The organism is Micromonospora sagamiensis (assembly GCF_014680085.1).
Classification (GTDB): Bacteria; Actinomycetota; Actinomycetes; order Mycobacteriales; family Micromonosporaceae; genus Micromonospora; species Micromonospora inyonensis.
Genome location: NZ_AP023438.1, coordinates 761,848 through 777,073 on the forward strand (window position 1 = coordinate 761,848; position 15,226 = coordinate 777,073).

The 15,226-nt window shown below is 70.6% G+C and carries 14 protein-coding genes and 1 tRNA gene; 3 read left to right on the forward strand and 12 right to left on the reverse strand.

Annotation, left to right across the window (positions count from 1 at the left end; translation table 11 throughout):
- The first annotated feature begins 68 nt into the window (after positions 1 to 68).
- On the forward strand, positions 69 to 287 hold the full coding sequence (locus IGA62_RS02920) for a hypervirulence associated TUDOR domain-containing protein (RefSeq protein ID WP_145816420.1): 219 nt from the start codon (positions 69 to 71) through the stop codon (positions 285 to 287).
- On the forward strand, positions 274 to 705 hold the full coding sequence (locus IGA62_RS02925) for a DUF3140 domain-containing protein (RefSeq protein WP_145816418.1): 432 nt from the start codon (positions 274 to 276) through the stop codon (positions 703 to 705). The genes IGA62_RS02920 and IGA62_RS02925 overlap by 14 nt, the downstream gene beginning before the upstream one ends.
- Positions 706 to 882: 177 nt before the next feature.
- On the opposite strand, the gene polA is transcribed toward IGA62_RS02925, so the two are convergent.
- From polA to IGA62_RS02980, 11 genes are all read right to left on the reverse strand, one after another.
- Positions 883 to 3,582, reverse strand: a complete 2,700-nt coding sequence (polA, locus tag IGA62_RS02930; protein WP_145816416.1) for a DNA polymerase I — start codon at positions 3,580 to 3,582, stop codon at positions 883 to 885.
- Between the two features lie 113 nt (positions 3,583 to 3,695).
- Positions 3,696 to 4,448, reverse strand: coding sequence for an amino acid ABC transporter ATP-binding protein (locus IGA62_RS02935; RefSeq protein ID WP_145821840.1), 753 nt, complete (start codon positions 4,446 to 4,448; stop codon positions 3,696 to 3,698).
- 37 nt (positions 4,449 to 4,485) lie between these two features.
- On the reverse strand, positions 4,486 to 5,469 hold the full coding sequence (locus tag IGA62_RS02940; protein ID WP_145816414.1) for an amino acid ABC transporter permease: 984 nt from the start codon (positions 5,467 to 5,469) through the stop codon (positions 4,486 to 4,488).
- 2 nt (positions 5,470 to 5,471) lie between these two features.
- Complete coding sequence (locus IGA62_RS02945) at positions 5,472 to 6,380, reverse strand: ABC transporter substrate-binding protein (RefSeq protein ID WP_145816412.1); 909 nt, start codon at positions 6,378 to 6,380, stop codon at positions 5,472 to 5,474.
- A gap of 35 nt (positions 6,381 to 6,415) precedes the next feature.
- Positions 6,416 to 7,126: an ABC transporter ATP-binding protein gene (locus tag IGA62_RS02950; protein ID WP_145816411.1), complete on the reverse strand. Its 711-nt coding sequence runs from the start codon at positions 7,124 to 7,126 to the stop codon at positions 6,416 to 6,418.
- Entirely contained in the window at positions 7,116 to 7,898 is a 783-nt protein-coding gene (locus IGA62_RS02955; protein ID WP_198501252.1) for an ABC transporter ATP-binding protein, read from the reverse strand. The genes IGA62_RS02950 and IGA62_RS02955 overlap by 11 nt, the downstream gene beginning before the upstream one ends.
- Positions 7,899 to 7,953: 55 nt before the next feature.
- Positions 7,954 to 9,063 carry a branched-chain amino acid ABC transporter permease gene (locus IGA62_RS02960; protein WP_091460069.1) on the reverse strand — a complete coding sequence of 370 codons (1,110 nt, stop codon included), beginning with the start codon at positions 9,061 to 9,063 and terminating at the stop codon, positions 7,954 to 7,956.
- Positions 9,060 to 10,010 (reverse strand): branched-chain amino acid ABC transporter permease, encoded by a 951-nt coding sequence (locus IGA62_RS02965; protein WP_145816407.1) that lies wholly within the window; start codon positions 10,008 to 10,010, stop codon positions 9,060 to 9,062. The genes IGA62_RS02960 and IGA62_RS02965 overlap by 4 nt, the downstream gene beginning before the upstream one ends.
- 106 nt (positions 10,011 to 10,116) lie before the next feature.
- The gene (locus tag IGA62_RS02970; RefSeq protein ID WP_145816405.1) at positions 10,117 to 11,277 is read right to left on the reverse strand and encodes a branched-chain amino acid ABC transporter substrate-binding protein; all 1,161 of its coding nucleotides are present in this window, start codon (positions 11,275 to 11,277) and stop codon (positions 10,117 to 10,119) included.
- Positions 11,278 to 11,537: 260 nt separating this feature from the next.
- Positions 11,538 to 12,725, reverse strand: coding sequence for a hypothetical protein (locus IGA62_RS02975; RefSeq protein WP_145816403.1), 1,188 nt, complete (start codon positions 12,723 to 12,725; stop codon positions 11,538 to 11,540).
- A 54-nt stretch (positions 12,726 to 12,779) separates the two neighbouring features.
- The gene (locus IGA62_RS02980; protein ID WP_145816401.1) at positions 12,780 to 13,400 is read right to left on the reverse strand and encodes an ANTAR domain-containing response regulator; all 621 of its coding nucleotides are present in this window, start codon (positions 13,398 to 13,400) and stop codon (positions 12,780 to 12,782) included.
- An 84-nt stretch (positions 13,401 to 13,484) separates the two neighbouring features.
- Between IGA62_RS02980 and IGA62_RS02985 the strand changes: the two genes are divergently transcribed.
- Positions 13,485 to 13,567, forward strand: a tRNA-Leu gene (locus IGA62_RS02985).
- A gap of 432 nt (positions 13,568 to 13,999) precedes the next feature.
- Here IGA62_RS02985 and IGA62_RS02995 read toward each other — a convergent pair.
- Positions 14,000 to 15,217: an RNA polymerase sigma factor gene (locus IGA62_RS02995; protein WP_342353905.1), complete on the reverse strand. Its 1,218-nt coding sequence runs from the start codon at positions 15,215 to 15,217 to the stop codon at positions 14,000 to 14,002.
- Positions 15,218 to 15,226 lie beyond the last annotated feature (9 nt).

Sequence of the window (15,226 nt, forward strand, 5' to 3'; positions counted from 1 at the left end):
GTCGCCGAGATCGCCCCCTGACGCCGGCGGCCCGGTTTCCGCGCACCGGCGACGGGTACCCGGCGGGCATGGCCGACAGGGAGTTCCGCGAGGGCGACCACGTCTCCTGGGCCAGCCACAGCGGCCGGGCACACGGCGTGGTCAAGGAGAAGCTGGTCGACCGGACGCACGTGCGGGGGCACGCGGTGAACGCGTCCCCGGAGCACCCGCAGTACCGCATCCGCAACGACGACTCGGGCCGGGACGTCGCGCACAGGCCGGAGGCGTTGCGCCATGAAGAGCGATGAGCAGGGCCGGGACACCTACCGGGAGTTCACCGACGCGGTGAACATGAAGCCCGGCGAGCTGTCGAGGTGGCTGGAGACCGAGGAGTCCCAGCACGTCGGCTGGCGCCGGAAGGGTAAGCAGAGCGGCGAGACGGTCGGGCACGAGTCGGGCCGACGAATCGTCAACCTGCTGCGTCGCAAGCGCGCCGAGCTGTCGGAGGCCGACTTCCGACACATGCGCAAGGTCATCGGGTACGTCCGCCGGCACATGGCCCAGCGCCCGTCCGGGGACGTCCGCGACACGAGGTGGCGGTACTCCCTGATGAACTGGGGTCACGACCCGCTCAAGGCGCCGCTGCCGCCGCCCGGCGGCCCCTCCCGCCGCGCCCTGGAGCGGCACGGCACCCCGCCCGAGTCCCGCCGCGGCCCGGCCCGCTAGCCACGGCCCGGACCACGCCAGGGGTTCCGGGCAGCCCGGAACCCCACCCTCCGCCGATCATGGAGCCGAGGCACGTGATTGGTGACGATTGCGAGGTTCGGGCAGTGCCGAAAGTCCATGATCGACAGGGCGGCGGGGGCGCGCGACGTGGGGGCCGGCGTGGGGGCCGGGGGGGCGTCAGTGGCCGGCGCTGTTCCAGTCGCGGCCGTCGCCCACCGACACCTCCAGCGGCACCGAGAGTGGATACGCCCCGCCCATCTCCCGCCGCACCAGCGCCTCCAGCGCCTCCCGCTCCCCGGGTGCCACCTCGAAGACCAGTTCGTCGTGCACCTGCAACAGCATCCGCGAGCGCAGCCCGGCGTCCCGTAGCGCCGTGTCGACGTGCAGCATGGCGAGCTTGATGATGTCGGCCGCGGAACCCTGGATCGGGGCGTTGAGTGCCATCCGCTCGGCCATCTCCCGGCGCTGCCGGTTGTCGCTGACCAGGTCGGGCAGGTAGCGGCGACGGCCCAGCACGGTGGAGGTGTAGCCGTCCTGGCGGGCCTTGTCGACCACGGTGCGCAGGTAGTCGCGGACGCCACCGAACCCGGCGAAGTAGTTCTCCATCAGGCCCCGGGCCTCCTCGGCGGTGATCCCGAGCTGCTGGGCGAGACCGAACGCGCTGAGCCCGTACGCCAGGCCGTAGTTCATCGCCTTGATCTTGCGCCGCTGGTCGGCGGTGACCTCCTCGACCGGTACGCCGAACACCGACGAGGCGGTGGCCGCGTGGAAGTCGGCCCCGGAGTTGAACGCGTCGATCAACGCGTCGTCGGCGGAGAGGTGCGCCATGATCCGCATCTCGATCTGGCTGTAGTCGGCGGTGAGCAGGCAGTCGTACCCCTTTCCGACCACGAACGCCCGGCGGATCCGCCGCCCCTCCTCGGTGCGGATGGGGATGTTCTGGAGGTTCGGCTCGGTGGAGGAGAGCCGGCCGGTCGCGGCCACCGTCTGGTTGAAGGTGGTGTGGATCCGGTCGTCGTCGGAGACCGACTTGAGCAGGCCGTCGACGGTCGACTTGAGCTTGGCGACGTCCCGGTGCCGCAGCAGGTGCGCCAGGATCGGGTGCTGGGTCTGCGCGTGGAGCCACCCGAGGGCGTCCGCGTCGGTGGTGTAGCCGGTCTTGATCTTCTTCGTCTTGGGCAGGCCCAGCTCGCCGAAGAGGATCTCCTGGAGCTGCTTCGGCGAGCCGAGGTTGAACTCCCGCCCGATCTCGGCGTACGCGGCCTGCGCGGCCCCCTTCACCTCACCGGCGAAGTGCGCCTCCAGCTCGTGCAGGTAGTCGGTGTCGGCGGCGATGCCGATCCGCTCCATCGCGGCCAGCACCCGCATCAGCGGCAGCTCCACCCCGGCCATCAACCGGGCGGACTGCTCGCCGTCGCGGGACAGCTCGGCGTCGATCGCGTCGGCCAGGTCCAGGGTGGCCCGCGCCTGGAGCATGAGGTTCTGCTCGGCGGCCCCGTCGTCCCCGAAGCCGTCCAGGGTGAGCTGGCCGTTCTCCGGGGCGTCCACCCGCAGCTCCCGGTGCAGGTAGCGCAGCGCAAGGTCGGTGAGGTCGTACGAGCGCTGGTCGGGACGGGCCAGGTAGGCGGCGATCTGGGTGTCCCGGTGGATGCCGGCGAGTTCCCAGCCGTGCGCGGCGAAGGCCAGCACCGCCGGCTTGCTGTCGTGCAGCACCTTGGGCCGGGCGGCGTCACCGAGCCAGGCGGCCAGCGCCGACTCGTCGGCCGGGGTCAGGCGGGCCGGGTCGCACCAGGCCGCCGCGCCCGCCCCGGTGGCCAGGGCCAGGCCGACGACCGAGGCGGTGTGCCGGCGGTTCGGACCGGTGTCGAGCTTGACCGCCATCCCGACCGGGACGTCGGCCGACGCGTGGGCGTCCAGCCACGCCGCCAGGGCACCCGGCTCGGTGAGCAGCTCGCCGGTCAGCTCGAAGCCGGCCTCGGCCTCCGGCTCGACCGCTTCCAGGTACTGGTAGAGCCGGTCACGCAGGATGCGGAACTGGAGCGTGTCGAAGACCTGGTGCACGGCCTCCCGGTCCCAGCCGGTCCAGCGGGCGTCCTCGGGGCGCAGCGGCAGGTCGAGGTCGGCGACCAGGCAGTTGAGGTCGTAGTTGCGGAGCACGTCGGCGAGCCGCTCCCGCAGGTTGTCGCCGGCCTTGCCCTTGATCTGGTCGGCGTGCGCGACGACTCCCTCCACCCCGCCGTACAGGCTGATCCACTTGGCGGCGGTCTTCGGGCCGACGCCCGGGACGCCGGGGAGGTTGTCGCTGGTCTCGCCGACCAGTGCGGCGAGGTCGCGGTAGCGCTCGGGGCGGACGCCGTACTTCGCCTCGACCGCGTCGGCGTCCATCCGGGCCAGGTCGGAGACGCCCTTACGGGGGTAGAGCACGGTGATGTGGTCGTCGACGAGTTGGAAGGCGTCCCGGTCGCCGGTGGAGATCAGCACCGACATGCCCTGGTCACGGGCCTGACAGGCGAGGGTGGCGATGACGTCGTCGGCCTCGTACCCCTCCTTCTCCACCACCGGGACACGCAGCGCGGCGAGGACCTCCTTGACCAGGCTGACCTGGCCGGCGAAGTCGGCCGGGGTCTCGCTGCGACCGGCCTTGTACTCGGCGTACTTCTCGGTGCGGAAGGAACGACGGGAGACGTCGAAGGTGACCACGATGTGGGTGGGCTGCTCGTCGCGGAGCACGTTGATCAGCATCGAGGTGAAGCCGTAGACCGCGTTTGTCGGCTGCCCGGTCGAGGTGGAGAAGTTCTCCACCGGCAGGGCGAAGAAGGCCCGGTAGGCCAGGGAGTGGCCGTCGACGAGGAGCAGGCGCGGGGTCGTAGCTGTCACGGAGGCGACTCTAGCCCGTACCCCCGACAGCCCTCGGTGCGACCGGCCCACGCGGGATCCGGGTGTGACGGGAGTGGGTGCCGCGGCGGCCGGTTCCCGCCGCGGCACCCGCGTCACAGCACCCGGGCCAGGAAGTCCCGCGTGCGGTTGTGCCGGGGGTTGGCCAGCACCTCACGGGGCGGACCGGACTCCACCACCACGCCGTCGTCCATGAAGACCAGCGAGTCGCCGACCTCGCGGGCGAAGCCGATCTCGTGGGTCACCACGATCATCGTCATGCCGTCACGGGCGAGGTCCTTCATCACGTCCAGCACCTCACCGACCAGTTCCGGGTCGAGCGCGCTGGTCGGCTCGTCGAAGAGCATCAGCTTCGGCCGCATGGCCAGTGCCCGGGCGATCGCCACCCGCTGCTGCTGGCCGCCGGAGAGCTGACCCGGGTAGTTGCCGAGCTTGTCGCCCAGCCCGACCCGGTCCAGCAGGGCGGCGGCGCGCTCCCGGGCCGCCGCCTTCTTCTCCCGGCCCAACTGCACCGGGGCCTCGATGATGTTCTCCAGGACGGTCATGTGCGGGAAGAGGTTGAACCGCTGGAACACCATGCCGATGGCGCGGCGCTGGGCGGCGACCTCCTTCTCCCGCATCTCGTGCAGCTTTCCGCCCCGCTCCCGGTAGCCGATCAGCTCGCCGTCCACCCAGATCCGGCCGGCGTTGATCTTCTCCAGGTGGTTGATGCAGCGCAGGAAGGTGGACTTCCCGGAGCCGGACGGCCCGAGCAGGCAGCACACCTCACCCGACCGCACCTCCAGGTCGATGCCCTTGAGCACCTCGATCGACCCGAACGACTTGTGCACCTGCTCGGTCCGCACCATCAGGTCCGGCGCCCCGGCCGATGTCTTCGCGGTCGGCTCAGTCACCCTGCACCACCTCCCCGGTCCGGCCGCCGGTCTCGGCGGTCATCCCGCGCAGCGTGGTCTTCGCCCGGGCGCTGCGACCGACGCCCCGGGAGAAGTGCCGTTCCAGGTAGTACTGCCCGACCAGCAGCACGCTGGTGAGCAGCAGGTACCACAGGCACGCCGCGACGTACATCGGGAAGACCTGGAAGGTCCGGGTGCCGACGCCCTTGAGCTGGAAGAACAGCTCGGTGGAGACCGGCACGAACGCCACCAGCGAGGTGTCCTTCAGCATCGCGATGGTCTCGTTGCCGGTCGGCGGAATGATCACCCGCATCGCCTGCGGCAGCACGATCCGGCGCAGGATCTGCGAGCGGCGCAGGCCGAGCGCCTGGGCGGCCTCGGTCTGCCCCTCGTCGACGGACTGGATGCCGGCCCGGACGATCTCCGCCATGTACGCCGCCTCGGAGAGGCCGAGGGCGAGCATGCCGGCGACGAACCCGGTGAGGATGTCGACGGCGGAGAAGCCGAACAGCCGCGCCTCGAAGTCGTCCACGCCGAAGAGCGCGCCGAGCTGCCGGTCGAAGGGAAGCCCGACCTCGATCCGCGACCAGAGGATGCCCAGGTTGCCGAAGAGGATCGCCAGCACCAGCCGCGGCACCGCCCGGAAGAACCAGGTGTAGACCCAGGAGACGCCGCGCAGGATCGGGTTCTCCGAGAGCCGCATGATCGCGATGACGATGCCGAGCCCCACGCCGATCAGCATCGCGAGCACGGTCAGCGCGATGGTGCCCCGCAGCCCCTCCATGATCGGCGGACGGAACATCTCGTCGACCATGAACGACCAGTTGAACGCCTTGTTCGTCACCAGCAGGTGGACGAACATGGCGACCAGCACCCCGATGACGAAGACCGCGACCCACCGCCCGGGACGCCGCACGGGCACGGCGCGGATGGGTTCCGGCCGTGCCCGCTCGGATGGTTCCGTTCCGACCTTCATGCTCAGCTGGTCGGGTTCAGCGCCGAGGTGGTGATGCCGCCGCCCTCGACGCCCCACTTCTTCAGGGCCGCCTCGTACGTGCCGTCGGCGATGACCGCCTGCACGGCCTCCTTCAGCACCTCGGCGAAGGCCTGCTGCTGCTTGTTGACCGCGTAGCCGTAGGGCGCCGACTCGTAGATGTCCCCGACCAGCTGGAGCTGACCGTTGCTCTGCTTCACCGCGTACGCCACGGCGGGCGAGTCGGCGAGCATCGCGTCGTTCTTGCCGCTGACCACGGCGGCGGTCGCGTCGCTCTGCCCCTGGTACTGGTCGATGGTGATCGCCGGCTTGCCGGCGTCGGTGCACTTCTTCGAGCGCGCCTTCAGGTCGTCGACCTGGACCGCACCGGTCTGCACGGCGACCTTCTTGCCGCAGGCGTTCTCGATGTCGATCGTGGCGCCGGCCTTGGCCAGCCACTGGGTGCCGGCCGAGTAGTAGCTCACCATGTGCACGCTCTGCACCCGCTCGGCGTTGATGGTGAACGACGAGACACCGATCTCGTACTTGCCCGACGAGACGGCGGGCAGGATCGCGTCGAACGGGGCGGACTCGTACTCGGCCTTCAGGCCGAGCTTCTGGGCCACCGCGTTGAACAGGTCGATGTCGAAGCCGATCACCGTCTTGCCGTCGGTGTCGAGGTACTCCGCCGGGGCGTAGGTGGAGTCGGTGCCGACCTTGATCACGCCGTCGGCCTTGATCGCGTCCGGCACCTTGGCGGCCAGGGCCGCGTCGACCGACGAGGTGACCGAGGGGCCGGCACCGGGCTCGTTCCCCGTCTCCTCCTTCTCGCCACAGGCGGCGAGCGGAAGGGCGAGCAGCACCGCGCCGGTGGCGCCGAGCAGCGCACGGCGGCCTCCGTTGGTCCTGAACATGTGTGGGCTCCTTGGAATGAGGGGTGACGGGCCGGTCAGGCCACGCCGAGGTACGCCTCTTTGACGGCCGGGTCGTGCAGGAGTTCGGCGCCGGTGCCGCTCTTGACGATCCGGCCGGTCTCCAGCACGTACGCGCGGTGTGCCCGGGCCAGGGCCTGCTGCGCGTTCTGCTCCACGAGCAGGATGGTGGTGCCCTGCTGGTTGATCTCCGTGATGATCGAGAAGATCTGCTGGATCAGCATCGGGGCCAGACCCATCGACGGCTCGTCCAGCAGCAGCAGCTTCGGCCGGCTCATCAGCGCCCGCCCCACGGCCAGCATCTGCTGCTCACCGCCGGAGAGGGTGCCGCCGGCCTGCTTGCGCCGCTCGGCCAGGCGCGGGAACAACTCCAGCACCCGCTTCAGGTCCTGCGCGATCCCGGACCGGTCCCGGCGGGTGTACGCCCCCATGTCCAGGTTATCCAGCACCGTCATGCCCGGGAAGATGCCCCGGCCCTCCGGCGCCTGGCATAGGCCGCGTCGCACCCGCAGGTCGGCACGGAGCTTGGAGATGTCCTCGCCGTTGAACCGGATGCTCCCGGACGCGATCGGCCGGATGCCCGAGATGGCCCGCATGGTGGTCGTCTTGCCGGCGCCGTTGGCCCCGATCAGCGCGACGACCTCGCCCTCGTCGACGGTCAGGCTGATGCCGTGCAGCGCCTTGATCCGCCCGTAGAGCAGGCTCATGTCCTCGATCTCAAGCAGCATCGTCCGGTACCCCCAGGTACGCCGCGATCACCTTCGGGTTGTCCCGCACCTCGGCGGGGAGTCCCTCGGCGATCTTCTTCCCGAACTCCAGCACCACGATCCGGTCGGTGACCCCCATGACCAGGCGCATGTCGTGCTCGATCAGCAGGACGGTCACGCCCTGGTCCCGGATCTGCCGGATGAGCTGGAGCAGCTCCTCCTTCTCCGCCGGGTTGAACCCGGCGGCGGGCTCGTCCAGGCAGAGCAGCACCGGGTCGGTGGCCAGCGCCCGGGCGATCTCCAACCGCCGCTGCTCGCCGTAGGAGAGGTTGCGGGCGTACTCGTGCAGCCGGTGCGGGATGCCGACGAACTCCAGCAGCCGCTGGGCCTTCTCGCGTCCCTCACGCTCCTCCCGGCGGTGCCGGGGCAGCCGGAACAGCGCCGAGATCACGCTGGTCTTGTGGTGCGCGTCCGCCCCGACCTGCACGTTCTCCAGGGCGGTCATCTCCGGGAACAGGCGGATGTTCTGGAACGTCCGCGCCATGCCCATCTGGGTGATCTGGTGCCGCTTCTTGCCACTGATCTTCTCGCCCCGGAACCGGATCTGCCCCTCGGTGGGCTGGTAGATGCCGGTCATCGCGTTGAAGCAGGTGGTCTTGCCCGCGCCGTTCGGGCCGATCAGGCCGAGGATCTCACCCTTGTAGAGGGTGAAGTCGACCTTGTCCAGCGCCACCACGCCGCCGAAGCGGAGCGTGACGTTGTCGACCTCCAGCAGCGGCTCGCGGTTCTTCATCGTCTCGGCGGCCGGAGCGGTCGCCTGCGCCGGCACGACCGGCTTCTGCTCGGTCTCACTCACCGACGGTCACCTCCTTGCGGCGATCCTTGAACTCCGCCGCTCGTCGTCGGTTCGGGATCAGACCCTCCGGCCGGAAGATCATCATGATGACGAGGACCAGGCCGAAGAAGAGGAACCGGTACTCGTACAGCTCGACACCGAACAGCTCGATGCCCCGGAACCGCTCGATCATGTACGCGACCAGGCCGCCGCCGACGATGGCCCCGAAGATGTTGCCCGAGCCACCGAAGATCACCGCCGCCAGGATGATGATCGAGTTGAGCAGCTCGAAGTTCTGCGAGTTGACGAAGTTCTGCTTACCGGCGAACAGCGCCCCGGCCAGGCCGGCGATGGCCGCGCCCGCGGCGAACGCCCACAGCTTGAACTTGAACGTCGGCACACCCATCAGCTGGGCCGCGTCCTCGTCCTCCCGGATCGACACCCAGGCCCGGCCGACCCGGCTGCGCTCCAGGTTCCGCACCCCGATGACCACCAGGATGATCAGGGTCAGCACCAGCCAGTAGTACGGTCGCGCGTCCAGCACGCCGAAGAACGGCTTGCCGTCGGCGTACTTGCCGGGCGGGTGCGGGATCTGGTTGAAGCCCCGCTGCCCCTTGAGGAACTCCGAGCTGACCGCGGCGATCCGGATCATCTCCGCGAACCCGAGGGTCACGATCGCCAGGTAGTCGCCGCGCAGGCGCAGGGTGGGCGTACCGAGCATCACGCCGGAGAGCATGGTCAGCGCGATCGCGAGCGGCACCGCGAGCAGCCACGGCCAGAGGGTCTTCAGGTCGCTGGTCGGCGAGGTCAGCACCGCCACCGTGTACGCGCCGACGGCGAAGAAGCCGAAGTAACCGAGGTCCAGCAGGCCGGCGAAGCCGACCACGATGTTCAGACCGACGGCCAGCAGCACGTAGATCGAGACGGTGAAGAGCACCTGGGTGAAGTTCGAGCCCGTGGTCGGGATCGGCCCGAGGTACTGGTAGAACTCCTTGTTCGGCAACGCGTAGAAGAACACGATCACCGCGGCCAGGACCGCCCAGCGCACCCAGCGCGGCATGTCCCGCCAACGTTCCCCGGCCGCCTGACGGCCGGAGCGCACCCGCTCCAGTACGGTCGTCATGCCCGTGCCCTCCCCAGCGATTCACCCAGCAGGCCGGTCGGCCGGAACATCAGCAGCACCACCAGGACGGCGAACGCCGCGAAGTCCTTCCACTCCGAGCCGAACAGGCCCGAGGCGTAGTTCTCCACCACTCCCAGCAGCAGGCCACCGACGAGCGCGCCCCGCAGGTTGCCGATCCCGCCGAGCACGGCGGCGGTGAACGCCTTGAGCCCGAGGAGGAAGCCGACACTGTAGGTCAGGTTGCCGATCCGCACGTCGTAGAGCAGGCCGGCGACACCGGCCATCGCGCCGCCGACGATGAAGACCATCAGGATGATCCGGTCCTTGTTGACGCCCATCAGGGCGGCGGTGTTCGGATCCTGGGCCACCGCCCGGATGCCCCGGCCGATCCGGCTCCGGTTGATGAAGAAGTCGAGCGCGATCATCATGGCCAGCGCGGCGACGATCGTCAGGATCTGCACCTTGGTGATCGGCACGCCCGCGACGGAGAAGACCGTGTCGTTCGCGACGATGGTCGGGATGCCCTGCGGCAGCCGGCGGGTGTAGATGCCGAACGCCTCGGCGATGGCGATCGACGCGCCGATCGCGGTGATGAGGAAGGCCAGTGGCGGGGCGTTACGCTGACGCAGCGGCCGGTAGGCCACCCGCTCGATCACCGTAGCGGTCAGGGCGGACGCCGCCGCAGCCGCGAGCATCGCCACCAACAGATAGAATACGATCGATCCGAACCCGGTTACCACCGAGTCCTGGTCGAGGCCGAACGCACCCCACGTCCACAGTGCCGCGAAGGCGCCCGCGATGAACACCTCGGAGTGGGCGAAGTTGATGAGTCTCAGCACGCCGTACACCAGCGTGTACCCCAGCGCGACCAGGGCGTAGATAGCGCCCTGCGTCAGGCCGGTCGTCGTGAGTTCCCCGAAGTTGGAGAACAGGCCGTCGAAGTCCAAGGGAGGGACGCTCCATCAGGTCTGGAAAGAGTTCGGGTGCGGCCGGGAGCGAGCTCCCGGCCGCACCCGCGATCACGAATTCAACCGCTTCAGCAGCGACCGGCCGTCAGGACTTCGGGATCTCCTGGTCCGGGACGACCTTGCCGCCCGTGACCTTGAACGCCCAGACCTTGACCTGCGCCGGGTCCAGCTCGCCGCCCTCGACGAACTTGTAGGTCGCCGCGACACCCTCGCCGCTGTAGCCCTTCACGAACTCGAGCAGCGCCGGACGGGTCGTCTTGCCCGCCTTGATCCCGGCGAGCAGGATGTTCGCCGCGTCGTACGCGGTGTCGCTGTAGGTGCCCGGCTCGGCACCGGTCAGCGCCTTGTACTCCTGGGCGAAGGTGCCCCGCGCCTCGGTGGCCGGCTGGCACGGGCAGGTGAGGATGGTGCCCTCGGCAGCGGCCTGACCGGCGGAGGTGATGTAGGCGGCGTCGTTCACGCCGTCGCCGGCCACCAGCGGCGCGGTGACCCCGGCAGCGGTGAGCTGCTTACGGATCAGGCCGGCCTCCTGGTAGTAGCCACCGTAGAAGATCGCCTTCACCCCGGCGGCCTTGACCTTGGTGACCACGGCGGAGAAGTCCGTCTGCTTGCCCTCGCCCTGGACCTTGTCCGAGCCCACGACCACCGGGCCGAGGACCTTCTTGACCTCGTCGGCCAGGCCCGCGCCGTACGCCGACTGGTCGTCGATGACGTAGACCTTGTCGGCCTTCATCACGTTCTTGATGTAGTTGCCGGCCGCCGGGCCCTGGCTGAAGTCGTTGCCGACCGCGCGGAAGAAGGTCTTCCACTTCTGGTCGGCGAGGCTCGGCCGGGTGGCGGACGGGGTGATGGTGACCAGGCCGGCCTCGTTGAACAGCGGGCCCGCGGCCTCGGACTCACCCGAGTAGGCCGGCCCGACGATGCCGAGGAGCTTCGTGTCGTCGATGGCCTTCTGCGCCAGACCGGGCGCCTGGTCCGGGCTGCCCTGGGAGTCGAGGGGAACCAGCTCGACCTTGCAGTCGGGGTTCGCCTTGTTGTACTGCTCGACCGCCAGCTTCACGCCGTTGTTCTCGTTGATACCGAGAGCGGCGGAGCTACCGGTCAGTGCGCCGAAGAACGCGATCTTGTTGCCGCACGCGTCCCCACCGGACGCGGTGTCGTCGCTGCCGCTGGAGCACGCGGTGCCACCCGCGACGAGCGCCATCATGGCCACGCCGCCGATCACGCGTGCGAGCTTCTGCCTCAAGGCCCGAACCCTCCTCCGTCCCATGGCCCGAACCACCCGCTTCAAACTGGCTCTTGCGGGGGCGGACGAACCAGACCGTCGTCGCCGGTCTGGGGCGGGACGTTATCCCACGCTGAGCTGTGACGTAAGACCCGGCAGTTGTCGTTGACCGAACCGTTACAGACCGTGGTAAATCAAAGACGGTGACTGTAAGAGTGGGCGATTCACCGTACCGGCCAGCCGCCCGACCCGTGTGCCGACCGGACCACCCGCCCGCGGAGCTACCGGCCGACGTCCTGGACCCGGACCGACCAGACCCGGGACGACGCACCGTCGTCGGTCACCAGGACGAGCCGGTCGCCGGCACCCGCCACGGCCACCGCCGAATCGCCACCGTCGGGCACCGCCGCCGGCATCCCCACCGGCCGCCACGAACCCCCCGCGTCCGGCGAGTGCCACATCCCGTACCCGCCACCGTCCCCGGCCACCGCGACCACCTGCGCCCCGACCACGGCCAGCCCGTCCACCCACGGCACCCCGGGCCCCGCCGCCGCGCCGAACGCACCCGCCTCGCGCCAGTCCGTCCCGTCCCACCGCCAGGCGCCGAACCCGTCACCCCGCGACCCGACCACCAGCACGGTCGACCCCACCCGGGCCACCCGCTGCGCCTGCCCCTTGCCGGAGGTCGCCGGCAGCATCCACCGGCGCCACGTCACCGCGTCGCCGGACGTCCAGGCCACCGGCAGGAGGGAACCGCCACCGGCAGGCAGGAGGGAACCGGCGACGAACCAACCGGCGGACGGGCCGGCCACCGCGTCGTGGGCGGAGGTACGGCCCCGGCCGTCCCCGGCCAGCTCGGCCACCCCTTCCCGCAGCTCGAACCGGACCGCGTCGGCCGACGCCCAGACCGCCGCGCCGTCCCGGCGGCTGCCCGCGATCAGCCAACCCGCCGGGCCCGCCGTGATCCGGGCCACGTTCACCGCGCGCGGCCCGCCGAACAACTCGAACGGGGCGGCGGTCTCGGTCAGTGACCCGTCCGGCAGCTGCCGCCAGGTGCTCGTCCGCGGATTGCCGTGCGCGCCGCCGCTCTTCGCCCCCAGCAGCGCGATGCGGTCGTCGCGGCAGGCCACCGAGTACAGCACGTGCTGCCGGCCGTAATGTGACTGCGGCAGCATCCGCAGCGCCGTCCAGAGCAGACCGTCCGGACTGGACCAGGCCACCGGCCGGGTGTCACCGGCCGCGTCGGCGACCGCACCCACCACGTACCACCGGCCGGCGCAGGCCACCACGTCGCGGACCAGCAGCCGACCGGGCGACCCCGGCGGCGTGGGCAGGTTCAGCGACTGCCAGGCCAGCGCCAGCGGCCGGACGGCGGCGTCGTCGTCCGTGCCCCGGCCCGGTGCCCGCCCGCAGCCGGACAGCAGCACGGCGACCAGAGCGAACAGCGCCACCACGCGCCGACGAGACATGGACGAGATGCTATCGGTCCCGGCCCCGACCGGGTGGCCCCGACAGCGTCGCGGTCACGACGCCGACGGCGCCACCTCACCGCCGGAGGTCTCCGCCAGGATCCGCTCGGCGACCTCCTTCATGGTCATCCGGTGGTCCATCGCCGTCCGCTGGATCCACTTGAAGGCCTGCGGCTCGGTCATGTTGTACGTGGTCATCAGCGCACCCTTGGCACGCTCCACCGTCTTGCGGATCTCCAGGCGGTCGGTCAGCCCGGCGACCTCGGCCTCCAGCGCGGCGATCTCCGAGTAGCGGGAGAGGGCGATCTCCACCGCCGGCACCAGGTCGCTCTTCTGGAAGGGCTTCACCAGGTACGCCATCGCGCCGGCCGCCCGCGCCCGCTCGACCAGGTCCCGCTGGCTGAACGCGGTCAGGATGATCACCGGAGCGATCCGGGCCCCGGCGATCCGCTCGGCCGCGGCCAGGCCGTCCATGATCGGCATCTTGATGTCGAGGATGACGAGGTCGGGCTTGAGCTCCTCGGCGAGCCGGACGGCGGTCTCGCCGTCGCCGGCCTCCCCCACCACCTCGTAGCCCTCCTCGACGAGCATCTCGGCCAGGTCGAGCCGGATCAGCGCCTCATCCTCCGCGATCAACACGCGCCTGCGCTCGGCATCCGTCTGCGTCTCGGCCACCAGCCCAACTCCCACCGTCGATCATCAAACCGCTACCCACCCATGTTCTCGCAGAAGCCTAGTCCGGTACAGTTAGGCCCACCCGCCGGGATGGTGGAACGGCATACACGGAAGTCTCAAACACTTCTGCCCGAAAGGGCTTGCGGGTTCGAATCCCGCTCCCGGCACTTTTGTCATACAGGCGTTCGATGATGACGCCATGCCCGCTCCCGACGTCCGCGACCGGCGGCTCTACCTGTCCGGCCATACGGTCGCCGAGGCCGCACGTGCCGTCGGCCTTCCTTACACGACCGTTACGGAGCTCACTGGCCGTGTCTGCTGCCGCAGCACGGGCCGGGTCGCAAGCACGAGCGGCCGATCGCGCTCGCCGACTGGCAGCGGGAGATCGTCGCGGCCCACCCCGGAGACTTCGGGCCTCTGCCGGCACGCGCTCGACCTGCTCGGGGTGTCCTGGCGGATGAACCGCCGCAACTCGCTGTCCGTGGCGCGGCGGGAGGCGGTCGCCCTGCTCGACCGGTACGTCGGCCCGAAGTCCTGACCGGGGCGGCCCGCCGACCGGCCAGGGCGGCGCGCACCCCGCTTCCGCAGAGCCACAGCTGTCAGCAGAGGTCCAGCCGGCCGCGCAGGAACCGGCGCTCGGCGTCGGTGGGGGCCAGGTCGAGCGCCGTCCGGTAAACGTCCGCCGCCTCCACGGTCCGGCCGGCGCGGCGCAGCAGGTCGGCGCGGGTGGCGTGCAGCAGGTGGTAACCGTCGAGCTGCCCGGTGGAGGCGATCGCGTCGACCAGGGGCAGGGCCGCCTCCGGCCCGTCGGCCATGCCGACCGCGACCGCCCGGTTCAGGTCCACGATCACGCTCGGGGCGACGCGGGCGAGGTGGTCGTACAGCCCGACGATCTGCGGCCAGTCGGTGTCGGCCGCGACCGGCGCGGTGGCGTGGCACGCCGCGATGGCCGCCTGGAGCTGGAACGGCCCGGCGCGCCGGTGGCGCAGGGCGCGTTCGCAGAGGGCGGCGCCCTCGGCGATCCGGTCCCGGTCCCAGCGCGAGCGGTCCTGGTCGGCCAGGGTGACCAGGTCACCGGCGGCATCGGTACGGGTATCCCGCCGGGCGTCGTGCAGCAGCATCAGGGCGAGCAGGCCGAGGGCCTCGGGTTCGTCGGGCAGCGCGGCGGTCAGCACCCGGGCGAGCCGGATGGCCTCCCGACTCAGCCGGGCCTTCTCCGGGTCGCCGTAGCCGGCGTTGAACAGCAGGTAGAGCACGTGGAGGACGGCAGGAAGCCGATCCGGGAGCAGGTGCGCCGGCGGCACCCGGAACGGTACGCGGGCGTGGGCGATCTTCTGTTTGGCGCGGAAGAGGCGCTGGCCCATGGTGCGTTCCGACACCAGGAACGCCCGGGCTATCTCGGCGGTGCTCATGCCGGTCAGGCTGCGCAGGGTCAGCGCCACCTGGGCGTCGAGGTTCAGCGCCGGGTGGCAGCAGGTGAAGACGAGTTCCAGGCGTTCGTCCGGGATGTCGCTGTCGCTGTGGTAGGGCGGCGGCTCCGGGCCGGTCGCGGCCATCTCCCGTAGCTTCGCGGCCTCGGTCGACGCGCGGCGCATCCGGTCGATCGCGCGGTGCCGGGCGGCGGTGGTCAGCCAGGCCAGCGGCTGGTCGGGTACGCCGGATTCCGGCCATTTCCGCAGGGCCTGGGTGAACGCGTCCTGGGCGCACTCCTCGGCCAGGTGCCAGTCGCCGCCGGTGAGCCGGATCATGGTGGCCACGATCCGGCTCCACGCGTCGGCGTAGATCCCGGCGATGCGTTCGGTCAACTCAGCCGGCACCGGCGTCGT